This is a genomic window from Verrucomicrobiota bacterium (assembly GCA_034440155.1).
GTDB lineage: Bacteria > Verrucomicrobiota > Verrucomicrobiia > JAWXBN01 > JAWXBN01 > JAWXBN01.
Window position 1 is genome coordinate 1 of sequence record JAWXBN010000130.1, and the last position, 16,668, is coordinate 16,668.

General features: G+C 48.8%; 15 protein-coding genes. 11 read left to right on the plus strand and 4 right to left on the minus strand.

Annotated features, from left to right (window positions below):
- Position 1: 1 nt before the first annotated feature.
- On the minus strand, positions 2-868 hold the full coding sequence (locus SGI98_13100; GenBank protein ID MDZ4744340.1) for an NlpC/P60 family protein: 867 nt from the start codon (positions 866-868) through the stop codon (positions 2-4).
- A gap of 219 nt (positions 869-1,087) precedes the next feature.
- Between SGI98_13100 and mbhE the strand changes: the two genes are divergently transcribed.
- The 10 genes from mbhE (at position 1,088) to SGI98_13150 (ending at position 11,477) form a co-directional block, all read left to right on the plus strand.
- Positions 1,088-3,532 carry a hydrogen gas-evolving membrane-bound hydrogenase subunit E gene (gene mbhE, locus SGI98_13105; protein MDZ4744341.1) on the plus strand — a complete coding sequence of 815 codons (2,445 nt, stop codon included), beginning with the start codon at positions 1,088-1,090 and terminating at the stop codon, positions 3,530-3,532.
- The gene (locus SGI98_13110; protein MDZ4744342.1) at positions 3,532-4,089 is read left to right on the plus strand and encodes an MnhB domain-containing protein; all 558 of its coding nucleotides are present in this window, start codon (positions 3,532-3,534) and stop codon (positions 4,087-4,089) included. Before mbhE ends, SGI98_13110 begins: the two co-directional genes overlap by 1 nt.
- Complete coding sequence (locus tag SGI98_13115; GenBank protein MDZ4744343.1) at positions 4,080-4,430, plus strand: NADH-quinone oxidoreductase subunit K; 351 nt, start codon at positions 4,080-4,082, stop codon at positions 4,428-4,430. The genes SGI98_13110 and SGI98_13115 overlap by 10 nt, the downstream gene beginning before the upstream one ends.
- Entirely contained in the window at positions 4,427-5,935 is a 1,509-nt protein-coding gene (locus SGI98_13120) for a proton-conducting transporter membrane subunit (GenBank protein ID MDZ4744344.1), read from the plus strand. Before SGI98_13115 ends, SGI98_13120 begins: the two co-directional genes overlap by 4 nt.
- Entirely contained in the window at positions 5,932-6,426 is a 495-nt protein-coding gene (locus SGI98_13125; protein MDZ4744345.1) for a Na+/H+ antiporter subunit E, read from the plus strand. The genes SGI98_13120 and SGI98_13125 overlap by 4 nt, the downstream gene beginning before the upstream one ends.
- Entirely contained in the window at positions 6,423-6,737 is a 315-nt protein-coding gene (locus SGI98_13130; protein ID MDZ4744346.1) for a monovalent cation/H+ antiporter complex subunit F, read from the plus strand. Before SGI98_13125 ends, SGI98_13130 begins: the two co-directional genes overlap by 4 nt.
- Complete coding sequence (locus SGI98_13135; GenBank protein MDZ4744347.1) at positions 6,734-7,060, plus strand: monovalent cation/H(+) antiporter subunit G; 327 nt, start codon at positions 6,734-6,736, stop codon at positions 7,058-7,060. The genes SGI98_13130 and SGI98_13135 overlap by 4 nt, the downstream gene beginning before the upstream one ends.
- A 285-nt stretch (positions 7,061-7,345) precedes the next feature.
- Positions 7,346-8,947: a putative Na+/H+ antiporter gene (locus SGI98_13140; protein ID MDZ4744348.1), complete on the plus strand. Its 1,602-nt coding sequence runs from the start codon at positions 7,346-7,348 to the stop codon at positions 8,945-8,947.
- Between the two features lie 264 nt (positions 8,948-9,211).
- Positions 9,212-10,624 carry a sugar porter family MFS transporter gene (locus tag SGI98_13145; protein MDZ4744349.1) on the plus strand — a complete coding sequence of 471 codons (1,413 nt, stop codon included), beginning with the start codon at positions 9,212-9,214 and terminating at the stop codon, positions 10,622-10,624.
- Between the two features lie 94 nt (positions 10,625-10,718).
- On the plus strand, positions 10,719-11,477 hold the full coding sequence (locus SGI98_13150; GenBank protein MDZ4744350.1) for an ABC transporter substrate-binding protein: 759 nt from the start codon (positions 10,719-10,721) through the stop codon (positions 11,475-11,477).
- 9 nt (positions 11,478-11,486) lie between these two features.
- On the opposite strand, the gene SGI98_13155 is transcribed toward SGI98_13150, so the two are convergent.
- Positions 11,487-12,350 (minus strand): AraC family transcriptional regulator, encoded by an 864-nt coding sequence (locus SGI98_13155; GenBank protein ID MDZ4744351.1) that lies wholly within the window; start codon positions 12,348-12,350, stop codon positions 11,487-11,489.
- A 90-nt stretch (positions 12,351-12,440) separates the two neighbouring features.
- On the opposite strand from SGI98_13155, the gene SGI98_13160 reads away from it, so the two are divergent.
- A complete protein-coding gene (locus tag SGI98_13160) occupies positions 12,441-13,532 on the plus strand; it encodes a fatty acid desaturase (protein ID MDZ4744352.1) in 1,092 nt (363 codons plus the stop codon).
- Positions 13,533-13,631: 99 nt separating this feature from the next.
- On the opposite strand, the gene mnmE is transcribed toward SGI98_13160, so the two are convergent.
- Positions 13,632-15,005 (minus strand): tRNA uridine-5-carboxymethylaminomethyl(34) synthesis GTPase MnmE, encoded by a 1,374-nt coding sequence (mnmE, locus tag SGI98_13165; protein ID MDZ4744353.1) that lies wholly within the window; start codon positions 15,003-15,005, stop codon positions 13,632-13,634.
- A 2-nt stretch (positions 15,006-15,007) separates the two neighbouring features.
- On the minus strand, positions 15,008-16,668 hold a 1,661-nt coding region (locus tag SGI98_13170), incomplete at its 5' end, for a serine/threonine-protein kinase (GenBank protein ID MDZ4744354.1).

The window sequence follows — 16,668 nt, forward strand, 5'->3', positions numbered from 1 at the left end:
ATTAAGGAGGAGATGACTGGGCGGTGGGGGCGGTGTCCACGGTGGGGCTGGGCACACGAGGCGGAGGTGGGGAATTTGTAATAAAAGGTTCCATCTCTGGCCGAGAGGGGGTTTCTTTCTGGGTGGGAGCATTCGGGCGCAGGGGTCGTGGGGTGAAATTTGTAATGGTTGATAAAGTCTTCACGGGTGGTGGCACGATTGGGGGAGCGGGCTTGGGCTTGGAAGGATGTTTGATCTGGTAAATTTCTTCGAGTCCGGGAACTGGGCCGTAACCGACGAATTTTGCTTTCCCTTCATATTTTGGTTTTGGGAAACGGAAATCGAAGACGCTGACCCCGTACTGGGATTTTCCGCGGTAGGTGCGGCCATCGGATGAACCGACCATGATGGGGTTATTATCTGTCTTTGTGCGCCCGAGATAAATCATGACGTGTGTGATCGGAGGGTAACGTTTGACTTTATAGGTGCCTGTCCAAAAGAGGAGGTCTCCGGGTTTGAGCTGGTTCATTTCCGGGCTTTTGGGATCGGTACTATCGACAAGGTGGAGATTGCCGCTTTTTTCGACCCAGAGATAGAAGTCGCTGGCCATGCGTGGGACATTGCGTAAGCCCTGTTTCATTAAAATATAATTAACGAAACCCGAGCAATCCATCCCGCCCTTAGCCGGATCGGCGGAACCGTATTTATAATCGAGTTTTTGGCGCGACAGCGCGAGACTCTCGCTGATCAATTTGCGCACGGCTGGGGAATTCTCGTCAAAATTCTTTAATTCAGTTTCACTAATCGAACTCGTGACCGCATTGAGTCCGGGGGCTAGGCAAAAAAGGAGTCCTGATAAAATGGTCCAGAGTGTAAAAGTGATTTTCATTGATCAGAAATGTAACGTCGATAAATCGACTTGTCCCGAGGTATATACGAAAAAGTGGTTTTCTCTGGAAATTATCTCCTCTGGGGCGAATTGTGCGGATAAAAAATGAAGAACAAAAACCTATCCGGTTTTGGTTGTATTTTTGATTTTCCCATGCATATTCTCTGGGCCTTGTCCGGATATAGCTCCGGGCGAGGGTGAAGAGGTAACCACGATTTTTTGCACTACGTCATTATGGGGATTTTATTACTACTTGCCATATTAGCACCGCTTTTCGGCGGCTTTTTGCTGGCTTTCGCCGGAAAAAAGCTGGGATCGAAGATTGGTTGGATGGCGTTGTCTTTTCCAGTCTTTTCCTTCGTCCTGATCCTGACGCACTTGCTAGTAGTGGGAGCGCAGGGCGGACAGGTCTATTCATGGCCATGGATTCCATCATTGGGGATTAATTTTTCGATCTTGGCCGACGGACTGGCTCATTTCTACGGCCTAGTCGTCAGTGGGATGGGAATACTGATCATAGTGTATGCGTGTTCCTATATGGACAACCACGCGAAAGAACACGGGCGATTTTACGCGTATATGGTTTTTTTTATGGCCTCGATGCTCGGGACAGTCTTTTCCGACAATCTGATGCTTCTTTTTGTCTTTTGGGAATTGACCGGCATTTCTTCATTTTTGCTGATCGGGTTTAACTACGAAAAGGAAGAGTCCCGCCGAGGGGCGCGCATGGCGCTTTTGGTGACTGGATTGACCGGGCTGATCATGATGGTGGGGATCATTATGCTCGGGATACAAGTGGGCACTTACAGCATTACCGAGATCACCGAGCGCGGGATAGATATCCAATGGATGGTGGAGTGGGGTAATATCGTGATGTTCCTAGTATTAATCGGGGCATTCGGTAAATCCGCCCAGTTCCCCTTCTACTTCTGGCTTCCGAATGCGATGGCGGCTCCGACCCCCGTGAGTGCCTATCTCCACTCGGCGACGATGGTCATGCTCGGGGTCTTTCTCACGGCACGGATTTATCCGATTTTCAACGAGTGCAGCGCATGGATGCCCTTACTCGTATCGGTAGGGATGGTGACCATGCTTATTGGCGCGATCTGGGCACTCTTTTTCTCCGATCTCAAGCAGGTGCTCGCCTACATGACGGTCAGTCAGCTCGGCATATTCATTGCTTTTTATGGGCTTGCGGCCGATGAACTCGTCGTCCATGACTACCTGCACATCGCCTGTCACACTTTTTATAAAGGCTCACTTTTTATGCTTGCGGGAATTATCGATCATTCCCTCGGCACCCGAGACCTTAATCGCATCGGCGGATGCGCGCGCAAATTGCCCGTGGTGAGTCTGCTGGTGATCATTGGTTGCGCGACGATGGCAGGAATACCCGGGACGATCGGGTTTATCAGTAAAGAGCTGTATATTAATGAGATTTTTGAGTTCAAAGAAAATACTTGGTTTTTTGTCGCTATTCTGGGTGCTTTTGCCGTGGGCGCTACGATTAAATTTATCATCGGAGCCCGCATTGTCTGGACGCTCTACTGGGGAAAACCATCACCGGCGGCAGGGATCGAGCATCATTTCCACAAACCCTCTGCATTATTTACCCTGCCTCCGGCGATCTTGGCGGTGGCGGCTGTCGTTTTAGGAGTTTTCCCCGCACTTTCTGAGCCTTTATGGAATGGGCTTTTGGTTCCCGGTATTCATGAGATGAATTTACCTCACCTACATCTCTGGCATGGATGGAATGAAATGCTCGTAACCAGCCTTTTGATTTTTGCGGTGGGATTTATCTTGTTTGCGCTTTTCTGGACAGGTCGACGGATGGATCATTTACATTTACCGATATGGTTGAGACTCGATAAGGGGTTTGACTGGTGTGTGGAAAAGCTCCCCTACGTGGCATATTCTGTAACGCGGCTCCTGCGATCAAATCAGCCTTTTGATTACCTTTTGATTGTCGTGAGTTTTTTTGTTTTAGTCACAGGGACAGCACTCGTTACAGCTTTTATTCAATACCCGACGCTTTTTGAGCTTATCCGCCCGCGCCCAGAAAATAGCGTGAGTTTGCTACGGACTTTTTCGGCAATATTAATCAGTTTAGGAGTATTGGGTGTTGTCTTTCTTAAAAAATGGACGACGCAGTTGCTTTGCCTCTCGGTGTCGGGCTTCCTGGTTAGTTTTTATTTCTTCCTCTATCGTGCACCGGATTTGGCATTGACACAAATCCTCATTGAGTCGGTGACATTGATTTTGCTCCTTCTTTTGATGGGGAGATTCACTAAAAAAGTGCAGGAAGGCGAAAATATCACACAGCCAAATCCTGTCCGCGAGGTCATTAAAATTGTCATTTCAATTTGCGCGGGTGTATTCATAACCACCATGGTTCTCCTAGCCACCGCCGCTCCAAATGCACATCGCGTGGGTGACTTTTTCTTGGAGCAATCGCTGCCTCTGGCCAAGGGAGCCAATGTGGTTAATGTCATTATTGTTGATTTCCGAGGGTTTGATACTCTGGGTGAGATCACGGTACTCGTCGTGGCGATGCTAGGATGTCTGGGGCTGCTCATGCGCCGGAAACGGAGCCGTGAGGAGTATGATAAAGGGCCCACTGGCCAATCAGGAATCGTTAATGCGCATACGGAGGAAGCGGACTAATGAGAAAACTAGATTCATTCCTTTATACAAATGTCATCAGGGTTTTATTTTTTATCGTGAACCTCGTGGCGATCTATTTACTTTTGCGTGGGCACAATTTACCGGGAGGCGGATTTATCGGGGGATTGGTTTCTGCCATTTCCTTCGTGCTTTTAGGCATTGCTCTGGGAGTCGAGGAAATCTATCGCATCACCCGCGTGGATCCCGCGCGAATTGCTTTTACCGGTCTAACGTTGTCCGTGATGAGTGCCTTGATTCCTGTTTTTATAGGCGACCCATTCATGCAGCAATACAATACATATTGGACGCTTCCCCTTTTGGGAAAAACAGCCGTGGGGACTCCTCTCCTTCTTGATACGGGAGTATTTCTCGTAGTGGTGGGGATTTGCACAAAAATTATTTTTGTCCTGACACAATCCACCAGCCGGATCAATGCCTTGGTTCGTGAGGAAGAAGCGGTGTATTACTCGATTCTAGAGTCGCCGATTGAGGGTGATGATGTGGATGCGGACGATCAGGATTTTTTGGAGAAGAAAGAGGAAAAGTCATGCAAATAGATACCGCTATTCTCATCGGAGTGATGTTTACTTGCGCCATTTACCTGATGCTCAATCAGAGTTTTGTTAAAATCCTCTTTGGGATCGCGATCCTCTCTAATGCCGCTAACCTCCTGATTCTGGCTATGTCTGGGTGCCCGGACAATGCGGTGGAGCCTTTTATCAACGGCCAAGGGGTTCCTATGGTGGATCCGTTACCTCAGGCTTTGATATTGACCGCTATTGTGATCGGGTTTGGGACGATCGCCTATATGGTATTGCTTTTATATCGATTATTTCTGGATTTTAAAACGACCAGTGCCAAAGACCTTTACCATGAGGAGCTGGACCAAAGAAAATGATCGCTAAAGAACTATTCCTGCCTGTCGTCATTCCTCTGGTCACAGCGTTGATCGGGTTGATCTGGTTAAAGCCGGGTTTCAGCCGCCGGATCCTTTATGCTGTTTCCGGTTTTCTCCAGCTAGTCATTGCTCTTTGGTTAGTCGACAAAACCAAAGGCGGAGAACTTTTGATTCTGCCCTTGGGTAATTGGGGCGCGCCCTTTGGGATCATGCTCACGGTGGATTTGTTGGGAGCGATTATGTTAGTTTTGAGTTCGTTGACCGCTTTGGCGGCGATCCTTTACGGGTTTGCTGAGACCCCGATCCGGGTGGGGCACCCGATGAGGTTACCTTTGATGCAGTTTCTGGTGATGGGAATCAATTTAAGTTTTTGTACGGGTGACCTGTTTAATTTATTTGTTGGATTTGAGATCATGCTCATTTCTTCCTATGCCCTTTTGACTCTTGAGGCCGATGATTGGGATATCAAACACGCCTTTCCGTATCTGGTCATTAATATCTTTGGGAGCGCGATTTTTCTGGTAGGAGTCGGTCTTTGTTATGGGTTGACCGGAACTCTGAATTTCGCGGATTTGTGCCGGATTTTTGGTGAGATGGGGCCGGATCCAAGAATTGACATTTTTGCAGCGGTCCTCGTTTTTGTTTTCGCGGTTAAAGCAGGACTTTTCCCTCTTTATTTCTGGCTTCCTCATAGTTACCCGACATTACCCACTTCGGTGGCGGCGCTCTATTCAGGAATGTTGACCAAGGTGGGGGTCTATGTGCTGATCCGGATGTTGGGAACGGTATTACCACACAATTTGCATTACATTTACACGGCGTTGATATGGTTAGCGGTGGCGACGATGATTTTTGGGGTGTTAGGAGCCTTGTCTCGGGGCTTTATTCGGGGAATTCTTTCCTATCACATCTTGAGCCAGATCGGTTTCATGGTTTTGGCCATTGGATTTTTCACCCCACTATCGGTGGCCGCTGCTATATTTTATATCATGCACCATATCATTGTTAAATCGACGCTTTTCCTGATTGGTGGGACAGCCGCGTTGCTTAATAAAAGTGATGATTTAGATTTTATGGGAAACTTATGGAAACAAGCGCCATTCTTGGGAGTGCTCTTTCTCTGTCAGGCTCTTTCACTGGCGGGCATTCCGCCCTTGAGTGGGTTCTGGGGTAAATACATGATTATCGTTGTCGGAATCGAGCAAGGACAGTGGATCCCTGTGGCTGCCTCCGTACTGGCCAGCATTTTGACTCTGGTGAGTATGCTTAAAATATGGAATGGAGCATTTTGGAAAGAATCGACGGATGTTCCCGTGCGATCATCAGATCGACGTTGGGTAAAAATGACAGCCGTAATCGCTGTCATGACAGCGATTTCCTTGGTGATTGGTTTGGGAGCGGAATATTTCATCGGCTTGGCGGAGACGGCGGCCAATACGGCACTCGACCAGCAGGGCTATATCCAAAAAGTTCTCACAGTACAGGGTAAGGAAGGAGCGTTATGAAAAGTTTCGTCCTTCATTTATCCATCACGATTCTTTGGCTTTTGCTCAGTGACAAACCTTCATTGGGTTCATTTGTCGTGGGGATATTTATTGGGTTTGTATTACTTTATCTTTTTCAGCCTGCCCTGCAGAGTTACTCCTATATTTACCGGGGCATCGCCTTTTTTAAATATACACTGATTTTTACATGGGCTTTTTTGGCTTCGTCGGTGAATGTCGCTTGGATATCCGTCATACGTGATCCTCAGAAAATAAAGTCGGGCTTTTTGCGTTATGACGTCACGGGTTTGAGTATGGTGGAAATCATTATTCTCAGTTACAGTATCGGTCTGACCCCGGGCACGACCCCGGCAGACTTGGAGGATAACGATAAGACATTGGTCATCCACGTACTCGAACTCGACGATCCCGAGGCCGTCTCCTCGGAGATTACAACCACTCTGAGGAATAACATTCTCGGATTTACCCGTCACAAGGACACACCCCTATGACCATTTTTTACGCCATTTGTTACGGGATGCTCATTATTTCGATATTTTGCGGGCTCTATCGACTTTTCAAAGGGCCTACGGTCGTGGACCGAATGTTATCATTTGATATGATCACAGTTTGTGTGATCGGGCTCATTGTCCTTTTTTCGATCACGCGTCAGACGGTTCTTTTTCAAGATTTGATCCTGATATTTTGCCTCATGGGATTTGCCAGTACGGTAGCTTTTGTTTTTTACCTTCACCGGACGGATGAATTGCTTGATGAGAAAAAAACAGACGAAATAAAAGTGAAATCGGAGGAAGAGAAATGAATTTTTACGATATTCTCTCTTCGATATTTATCTTTGCCGGGTGCGTCTTTATTCTCGCTGGTTCCATCGGCGTGGTGCGTTTGACTGATGCCCTTGCCCGTTCCCATGCTTTGACCAAGTCGATGACGTTGGGAATTATCCTTTTACAGATGGGGATGGGTGTGGGATTGTACGAGGAAATCAGCGGGTTAAAAATTATTTTGGCCATTCTTTTTCTGTTAGTGACGATTCCCATCGGTGGACATCTTTTTGTCATGGTCGTATATCGTAAACTGGTAAAAAATAATGCGGTGATCATCCAGAGCACCAAAAAAGTGGACTAAAAGACTTTGGTCGTACTGCATTGATTTGATATCATGCGTGTGGAGAGCGTCTTCAGAGGTCGATAGTCTGTACCGCGTATGAGGTGTGTGCCCGTTATGGCTTACGGTTTTGGTCATCCCACCCACGGTCATTGTCGCCCTTTGTTTCATTTTGATAAAGTAGGTGTGATAGCAGACGCCGCCTGTGACGGTGATTTTGTTAACCGATTATGGGATTTATCTCCAAGGCGAGAGTGATCGTAGCTTGACGGCCTGCTCTTGCGCCCATAGTCTGGCGCGCCATATATGAGTTACAGCATTAATATCCGTAAGCTGGCTTTAATCGCAGTCCTCTCCTTTTCGTTTTTGTATGTTTTTCCTTTGCTGGCCGCTACTTCTGAGCACGGCCATGATTCCACTCCTGCCTTGATTCCCCGGTCGGTCGATAGCTACGGGGATAGTCATATCGAGTCTGTGTCCGCTGTCCTGAAAAACCGTGTCGAGAAAGAACCATTTAACCTTGTGGCTACCTTGCTTTTCCTCGGAGCGATCATACACACATTTATGGCGGGTAAATTCCGCTCCATCGCCCACCACTATGATGAAGAGTACAAACATAAAATGAAACAGAAACATGAAGGCGGGCATTTTGGTCGTTATATCGACCAGCCAGCCATTACCAGTTTCAAAGGGAAACTTTTCCATTTTCTCGGGGAGATCGAAGCAGTTTTCGGGATTTGGTGTGTTCCTCTATTAATCATTATCACTCTCTTTTATGGAGGGGATGCGGTTTTTGATTATCTTGATGGGGTGAATTTCACCGAACCGCTATTTGTCGTGGTGATTATGACCATCGCCTCGACGCGGCCGGTTGTCCGGTTTGCGGAGTCTTTTCTGCATAAATTCGCCTCAATCGGCGGAGCATCTATAGCCGCTTGGTGGCTCTCGATCCTGATGATTGCGCCCTTATTGGGTTCATTCATTACCGAACCGGGGGCAATGACGATCGGTGCCCTGCTTTTAGCGAAACAGTTTTATTATTACCGGCCATCGGAAACACTCAAGTACGCGACGATTTCGCTGCTTTTTGTGAATGTCTCGGTCGGAGGTACCCTCACGCATTTTGCTGCACCACCGGTCGTTATGGTGGCGGGAAAGTGGGACTGGACGATGGGATATATGTTTACTCACTTTGGATGGAAAGCGGTACTGGGGATCGTCGTTTCGACTTTGATCTATTTTGTGATTTTTCGGAAGGAGTTTGTCCGCCTGACCAAGGAGACCCCGGAGGAAAAAGCGGCGGATGCGCATGGGGTGGTGGGTTATTGGGCCGACCGCAATTTGCCTATTCCCCACTGGATCACCACGACACATTTGCTTTTTGTGGCATGGACGGTTTTCACCCTGCATCATCCGGTATTTTTCATCGGGGGATTCCTCTTTTTCCTCGCCTTTACCGAAGCGACCATGACGCATCAGAATCCTGTGCAGCTGCGTTCCTCACTCATGGTGGGATTCTTCCTTGGCGGCATAGTGATTTTTGGTTCTTTGCAACAGTGGTGGCTGGGCCCCGTGCTGGCGCATTTGGGTGAGGTCCCTCTTTTTATCGGTGCCACTATCCTCACCGCATTTAATGATAATGCAGCCATCACATTCCTCGCATCACAAGTCCCTCTTTTGGATCCGAAACTCACAACCGACCCTCTATTGGCGGAGACTTTGCGTTACGCTGTCGTCGCCGGGGCGGTGACCGGTGGCGGACTTACTGTCATCGCCAATGCGCCGAATCCCGCCGGGCAATCTATCCTTTCGAAATATTTTGAGAACGGGGTCTCCCCGCTTTGGCTGGCGATATGGGCCATCCCACCGACGATTATTGTCGCGCTGTTTTTTATATTGATGAAGTAAGAAAACGGTGGGACGCGGAATAACCAAGTGCCATACAAAGTCCGTAATATAGATTAGTTCCTTTGTGTTCTCTCGTCCTTGCCTCCTTGGCATTGTGCGAAAGTGTAGCGACATAGGGCTGTGTGGTGGGACGGGGGTTGAGACTTTCGGCACTGCCCAAGCAAATATAAAAACACAAGCTGCCTGAATAAAAAATAATTTCATTTGGCAAACTCAAAGAAAAAAGTGTAAAGTAAGAATATTAAAAATTAACTTCCCTCATTTATGATCCCTAATATCGAGTCCCAAGGCACACCAAAAGTCAAATTCATCATCATGATTGTCGCATCCGCTGCTTTAGGCGGATTTTTATTTGGGTTTGATACAGCGGTCATTAATGGGGCGGTATTGGCTATGAAGAATTATTTTGGAATTGGTGAATGGGCGACGGGATTAGCTGTTTCCCTGGCGCTTTTAGGTTCGGCTGTGGGGGCCTTTGCCGCTGGACCTTTGGCTGACAAGATCGGGCGGGTGCGTTCCATGATGATTTGTTCGGGACTCTTTGCAGCGAGTGCGATCGGGTCAGGATTACCTTTTTCGATTTATGATTTTATTTTTTGGAGAGTATTAGGTGGGGTCGCGGTCGGGGCCGCGAGTGTTTTGGCTCCTGCCTATATCGCGGAGGTCGCCCCGGCCAGTATGCGCGGTCGGTTGGGGAGTATGCAGCAACTTGCGATTGTTACTGGTATATTTATTGCCCTTTTATTGAATTTTGTCATTGCTGATGCGGCCGGAGGATCAGCCGAGAATCCTTGGTGGTTAGGGTTGCCGGCATGGAAATGGATGTTCCTCACTGAGCTTCCCCCTGCCATCCTTTATGGGATCGCCGTAGCGTTTATTCCAGAGTCGCCGCGTTACTTGATGGCTGTGGGACGCACACAGGATGCGAAACTCGTTTTTACCCGTTTATTTGGTGATGAAAAAGTGGCCCAGGATAAAGTCCTGGAAATCCAGCAAACCTTGAATGCTGAGAGTAAACCGCACATGCGCGACCTGAGAGGGTCCGCTCTTGGGTTGTTACCGATTGTTTGGATTGGGATTGCCTTGGCGGCATTCCAGCAGCTTGTCGGGATTAATGTCATTTTCTATTACAGCAGCACACTTTGGCAGGCGGCTGGATTTGGTGAAGGCAGCGCCTTGAAAATCACGGTCATTACGGGGGCGGTCAATATCCTCACGACCCTGATTGCCATAGCCTTTATTGATAAAATAGGGCGTAAACCGCTTTTGATCGTTGGGAGTATCGGAATGGCTGCCGCCTTATTGACTATGGCCCTCTGTTTTTCGTTTGCGACAAAAGGGGCAGACGGGGCCCCTGTCTTGAGTGGATCCATGGGGATCGTGACCCTCTTGGCGGCAAATATCTATGTCTTCTTTTTTGGAGCTTCCTGGGGGCCGATTGTCTGGGTGCTCCTCGGTGAAATGTTCCCAAACAGGATACGGGCGGCGGGCTTGGCCTTAGGAGCATGCATCGGATGGGTGTCAAATTTTGCCGTGAGCACGACTTTTCCCCCGATGCTTGCCGGGATAGGACTGGGGGCGTCCTATATGATTTACGGGGGAATGTCTGTCATTTCCTTTTTCTTCGTCTGGAAATATGTCAAAGAAACCAAGGGTAAAGAGCTTGAGGCGATGTAGGTATCTTTTTTCTGTTTGAACTATTGCTCGATCCTTGGTTGGAATGGTCTTGGATATTTAAAAAGTGAACCCTCGGTTAAGTTTAAATAAAATTATGACAATGAAATACTCTTCCCTCTTGGCACTCGTTTTTTTCGGACTACTGGCTACTTCACAGGCACAGGGTACCTACCGGATTTTAACCGAAGAAGATCCCCCTTTTAATTTTACACAAAACGGAGAAGTAACCGGTTATTCAGCAGAAGCCGTTACGGAAATCATTAAACGCTCCGGGGGCACAGGCAAAATCCAAGTCATGGAATGGGATAAGGCCTATCAATTAGCAAAACAGGGGCCGAACACCATTCTTTTCAGTATGATGCGTACGGATGACCGCATGGGGGAATTCCATTGGGTCGGGCCGATCGTGATTGCCGAGCTGGTAGCATTAGTTAAATCCTCGTCGGATTTGAAAACCGTAACACTTGATGAAGCGAAGAAACTAAAAGTAGGAACGATTAATGGATGGTATTCCGAACACAGCCTCAAAAAGCTGGGGTTCAAAAACCTCCAGCTTTATCCCACCTCCAAAGATGCCGTTCAAGCCTTGATGACCGGGCAGATCGATATTCTGGCCATGACAGAGGCTAGTGCCATGGCTGAGATCAATGCAGAGGGATTAGGTCGCGAGAGTGTGCGCAAGGTCGCGACACTCGAGCAGCTGCCGCTCTATATCGCTATTTCAAAGGATGTTCCTCAGAAAGTCATTAACAAGTGGCAGGATACACTTGATGAAATGGCCCGGGACGGTACTTCGCGTAAGATTAATCAAAAATGGCTGGGCGAAGTGTTTTTGTCAGCCCCGAAAAATTAGGGGCGTTTTCTAACGCTCATTTGCTGCAATCAGGAGTTTTGTCCTGAATTGTGTCGGGCTAAGCCCGGTATATCTGCGGAAGACAGTGGCAAAATACTGGGATGAAGGAAAATTCAAGTCGATAGCCACGTCAATGACGTTTGATTTTGATTTGGTCAACCGTCTCTTGGCTTCTTCTATTTTACAACGCAGGACATATTCAGCCGGAGGAATGCCGACCTCCTCTTTAAAACGGATTTTCAAGCGCGGTAGGGAAAGGCGGATGCGTGCCGCGAGGACTCCCAAAGGAAGTGTCTGGTGGGCATTTGCCTCGATATAACGCATGAGTTGGCTGATGACTGGCGAGATGGTTTGGCGTGGATTTTCCCGGGAGCAATCGATGATTTTGAGGAGGAAATCAATGACACGGTTTTGGAGTGTGATCTTTTGGAGGGGGGATTGTATTTCAGAAACCTTGAGGATTTCATCGAGGATTTTCCCTAAAAGGGGGTGTCCGGGGAAATGCCGGTGGGGGATGGTCTGGAGCGCGTGGAGCAATTTGCGGCTATCTTCACGGCTGTAGTTCAGGAATGGCCCGGCATTTTTGGGTAATAAGATATGAAACCAATAAAGGCTGCCTTTTTCTTGCGGTGCTTCCCCTGTGCTGTGTTCTTCCCCCGGAAAGGTCATAAAGACATCACCCCCCCGCAGAGCGTAGTCATTTTTACCGACACGATATGTCTGCCGGCCTTTGGCGAGATAACAAATCTCCATGACATCACGGTGGGCATGGGTCAGGAGACCGGCCTGGGCTTGCCTGTAATCATAACGGCCCAGGACGGGGACTTCCGGGATGCCAAGGGGACGGAGATCGATGATAATGCGTTGCGACATGTATGAATTCGTATCGTGATATTAGCACAAACGCAAAGCATGTGAAGCATGTTATGTTGTTCCATCCCCAAACTAATCAAAGGTGACCCTATGAGTGAAGAAACAGTATTGATGGCTGATGAAAAAGATTTGAATGTCGAAGAGCAGAAAAGCGGCCAGGCTATTGCTTGGTACCGGACAAAAATCGATCCAAAACTCCTGCAGAAACTCCATAAACGCAGTGACTTTCTGGCTCTATCCCAGACACTCGGCTATGTCGGCCTCATGGCTCTGACAGCGGCAATCTCGCTGTGGTCATTCCACTCCGGGTGGCCGTGGTACGCGACGGTGGGTTTTGTCTTTCTGCACGGTATGGTTTGCGCTTTTATGATCAATGGTGTCCATGAGCTCTGCCATAATACCGTATTTAAAACCCAATGGATGAATTCGCTTTTTGTCCGTGTCCTGTCTTTCCTCGGCTGGATTAATTTCCCCCTGTTCGAGACGAGTCATCTGCGCCATCACCGTTATACCCTCCATCAACCTGACGATTTGGAAGTCACCCTGCCTTATCCCTGGTCTTGGGCTAACTTTTTTAAATTCGGCTTTGTGAATCTCGTCTCGCTCTATGAACATTTTAAGTATGTGATCCGTATTGCCTGCGGGAAATTCAGTGGGGAATGGGAAACAAAACTTTTTCCGGACACGGCCCCTCAAAAACAAAAAGTCCCCATTCACTGGGCCCGGACAATGTTGGTCGGACACGCTATTATCGTGATTGTCTCCCTCTATTTCGGATGGTGGCTCGTACCTGTGCTGGTGACATTAAATCAGTTTTACGGCGGCTGGCTTTTTCTGCTGTGTAACAATACCCAACATATTGGCCTGACTGACAAAGTTCCCGATTTCCGCCTTTGTTGTCGCACGATCACCCTCAATCCTGTGGTACAGTTCCTCTATTGGCACATGAATTATCATACAGAGCACCATATGTATGCGGCTGTACCTTGTTATAATCTGGGCAAATTGCACAAGGCGATCAAACATGATCTGCCCGCGACAAAGGGTTTGATCGGGACATGGCTGGAAATCAATGAGATTAGACGTAAACAAGCGATTGACCCTGCCTACCAATATACCGCTCCCTGCCCTCCGGCACAAGCGAGGCCTCCCCGCGGAGGGCAAGCTTTACAAGGTGCGTAACGCTAAGTTTATCAAAAGAAAAATGATGGGGATATTTTAGAAAATAAAATGTCCCTCATCTGTTATGGCATTCGACGGGAAGAGTAACGATTCTTCCCGTTATTTTCCGATACAAAATGAGGAAAAGATGCGGTCGAGGAGATCTTCGGTCGAGGTTTTCCCGGCGATCTCACCGATGACTGAGCATGCACTACGCAGGTCCATCGTGATGAGTTCAAGTGGCTGGTCAGCCTCGAAAGACGAGAGGACATGGTCCAATGACTTCACGGCTCGCATCAGGCAATCGCGCTGGCGGGTATTTACCAGGAATTCTTCTGCCCCAGCATCCATGGATTGGAATCCGATTTTTTCTAAGATCGTTTTTTTCAGGGTCTCGATACCTTCGCCTGTTTGCGCGGAGACAAAAATCCCATTCACATCGAGGAGTTTCTTTTGCTGGTCATCCAGCAGGTCTGATTTATTCCACACACACAAATTGCGCGGGTCAGGATTTGTGGCGACATCTGCTCCGGTCTGGACAAACTCGCGGGCATCCCGGATTTCGAGGATGAGCTCAGCGGCTTCCCTTGCTTGCTGGCTGCGCCGGATCCCCTCGGCCTCGATCACATCCTCGGTGTGCCGGATGCCGGCAGTGTCGATGAGGACGAGGGGGACCCCGTCAATACTCAAAATCTCTTCTAGCGTGTCCCGTGTGGTGCCGGCCAAAGGAGTGATAATCGCACGGTCACTGCCGAGCAGGAGGTTAAAAAGGGAAGACTTTCCGACATTGGGTTCACCCGTAATGACGGTGCGCAGGCCTTCACGCAAAATGCGCCCGTTACGGCTGGAGCGGATGAGGCTCTGAGCAAATTGCTGCGCATTGATGATTGTCCCGTGTAGTTTTGCCCTCGTGTCGGGGGAAATGTCTTCATCGGGGAAATCAATATGCGCTTCCAGGTGTGCCAGGGTTTGCATCAGCTCATCTCGGACCACCTCGATTTTCCGGGTTAAGGCACCTTGGAGCTGGGAAGCCGCCACGCGCCCGGCACGTTGGGTTTTTGCATGGATCAAATCCGCGACGGCTTCGGCCTGGGTCAAGTCGATACGCCCGTTGAGATAAGCACGGCGGGTGAATTCCCCGGCCCCGGCCAGGCGCGCGCCGTTTTGTAGGGTGAGATCGAGAATGAGGCGTGTATTGACCGGGCCGCCATGGCAATTGATCTCGATTAAATCCTCACAGGTATAACTATGGGGGCTACGGAAAAAAATGACTACGGCTTCATCGAGCAATTGGCCGGAATCATGGATTTCGCCAAAAACCGTTTTTCCTGTGGGGAAAGAATCAAAAGATATTCTCGAGTTCCTCGGACGGAAAATCCGCTGCGCAATTTGCAGCGCTATGGTGCCGCTCATGCGGATAATGGCGATACCCCCGATTCCGGGTGGGGTCGAAATCGCGGCAATCGTGGGCTCATGATCAGTCGCGAGCGGCATGGTTATTTTACAGAAAGGATTTCGCCGGTCTGCGCGGAAAAGCGCAGGGTCATGATCCGCCGTTTATTAGCGTACAGTTCGCAAATCCACGAGGGGGAAACACTATCTTCGTTTGATTTTTCTAGCGTCATTTTTACATTCTCGGGTTTGTAACCTTTTCCCAGCGCATATTCATTCGCTTTTTCCAGGATCACATCACTATCGATGGCGAGGCTTTTCTCTAAGAAAATCAATTTCTGGTTATTAGCGATGGGAGGGCTCACACTGGTCAAGACACGGGCATATTGTCCGTTTTCCCATACCACGGTTTTACGTTTTGTAGGGGAATTCTGCGTGTAATAGGTCACCCGCCAGTTTTTTGGATAATTTTCCCAGCTGGCGGTATGGGCCTCGACAGTGATGAGGTTTTCGGAAATGGTATCTTGGGTGTGGGCCTCGGAAACCCTGATGACATCTTCAAGCGTGAGTAATTTATTTGGATCCCAAGGGGAGGCTGTCGTGGCGGCATTTTGGATGGTTTGGGCGGTTGCATTTGAGCCACCGGTGGTAGCACCGGATTCATTGGTTAACCCCGATTCCCCCGCCATTTCACGGACTTCTTCACCTGTGGAAAGGGCGGCCTGTGTGACGGAATTGCTAGAAATGTCGCCAGCAGCATGGGAAATGGCTTGAGCTGTATTTGTGCTCCCCCACGTACCGGGCAAAGGCTTTGAGGGGTTTCCTGATTTAGACTCTTTAAGGATCATGATCAGTCCGGCGATCAGACAAATGGCACCCACAACAATGGCAAACACCGTATATTTGCGCATTTTTTTCACCGGAGCTTTTGGCTTATCTTCGGGAATAAAAATACTACCCTCTGAGCGGATACTAGTGGGATGATCTGCGACCACGGGTGGAATGTCCGTGTAAAGGGGGGAGATTTCTTTGAATCTTTCTTGGACGATCCCGGCTGTCTGGGGGCGATCAGCCTGCTTTTTATTCAAACACTCCATCATCAGTTTAGCTAAGGCATCTGATACATACGGAGCCTTTTCCCTCGGGTCGTCGGCCTTTGTTTCTATATGCGCTTTTTTGATCTCGTAATCAGAGAACATCTCGAAAGGAACGTGGCCCGTGACAGATTCATACAGGAGAATGCCGAGTGCATAAACGTCTGTGGCGGTCGTCACGGCGGAATTCAGGATCTGCTCCGGTGCCATGTAACGGGTGGTCCCGAGCTGGTCCTGGGCCATGGTCAGATCGGCTTGGTCATCGATGATTTTTGCGATTCCGAAATCCACGATCTTTACCTCGTCATGAGGAGTGATGATGAGATTGGAGCCTTTCAAATCCCTGTGGACGACATTTTGCCGGTGGGAAAAAGCCATGGCGTCGAGGATCTGCGTGAAAACTTTCCGTAACCTGTCCTCGCCGAGGACCCCTACGCTTAAAAGTCGGTTCAGCGGTAGCCCGTCGACATACTCCATGGAGATACAATATTGGTCACCGCTGCTGAAACAGTCATAGACCTCCGCTATATTCGGATGCCGGAGCTTGGCTTGGATTTTTGCCTCGTGGAGGAAACGTTGCTTGAAATTTGATTGCAGGGTCAAGTGGTGCGCAAGGACTTTGACCGCATCGATCCGGCCTAGGACGGAATGACGTGCACGATAGACAGACC

Excerpts from the sequence above, each read along its gene's own strand:
- SGI98_13100 (MDZ4744340.1), bottom strand. The coding sequence starts at position 868 with ATGAAAATCACTTTTACACTCTGGACCATTTTATCAGGACTCCTTTTT.
- SGI98_13110 (MDZ4744342.1), top strand. The coding sequence starts at position 3,532 with ATGAGAAAACTAGATTCATTCCTTTATACAAATGTCATCAGGGTTTTA.
- SGI98_13115 (MDZ4744343.1), top strand. The coding sequence starts at position 4,080 with ATGCAAATAGATACCGCTATTCTCATCGGAGTGATGTTTACTTGCGCC.
- SGI98_13120 (MDZ4744344.1), top strand. The coding sequence starts at position 4,427 with ATGATCGCTAAAGAACTATTCCTGCCTGTCGTCATTCCTCTGGTCACA.
- SGI98_13125 (MDZ4744345.1), top strand. The coding sequence starts at position 5,932 with ATGAAAAGTTTCGTCCTTCATTTATCCATCACGATTCTTTGGCTTTTG.
- SGI98_13130 (MDZ4744346.1), top strand. The coding sequence starts at position 6,423 with ATGACCATTTTTTACGCCATTTGTTACGGGATGCTCATTATTTCGATA.
- SGI98_13135 (MDZ4744347.1), top strand. The coding sequence starts at position 6,734 with ATGAATTTTTACGATATTCTCTCTTCGATATTTATCTTTGCCGGGTGC.
- SGI98_13140 (MDZ4744348.1), top strand. The coding sequence starts at position 7,346 with ATGAGTTACAGCATTAATATCCGTAAGCTGGCTTTAATCGCAGTCCTC.
- SGI98_13145 (MDZ4744349.1), top strand. The coding sequence starts at position 9,212 with ATGATCCCTAATATCGAGTCCCAAGGCACACCAAAAGTCAAATTCATC.
- SGI98_13150 (MDZ4744350.1), top strand. The coding sequence starts at position 10,719 with ATGACAATGAAATACTCTTCCCTCTTGGCACTCGTTTTTTTCGGACTA.
- SGI98_13155 (MDZ4744351.1), bottom strand. The coding sequence starts at position 12,350 with ATGTCGCAACGCATTATCATCGATCTCCGTCCCCTTGGCATCCCGGAA.
- SGI98_13160 (MDZ4744352.1), top strand. The coding sequence starts at position 12,441 with ATGAGTGAAGAAACAGTATTGATGGCTGATGAAAAAGATTTGAATGTC.
- mnmE (MDZ4744353.1), bottom strand. The coding sequence starts at position 15,005 with ATGCCGCTCGCGACTGATCATGAGCCCACGATTGCCGCGATTTCGACC.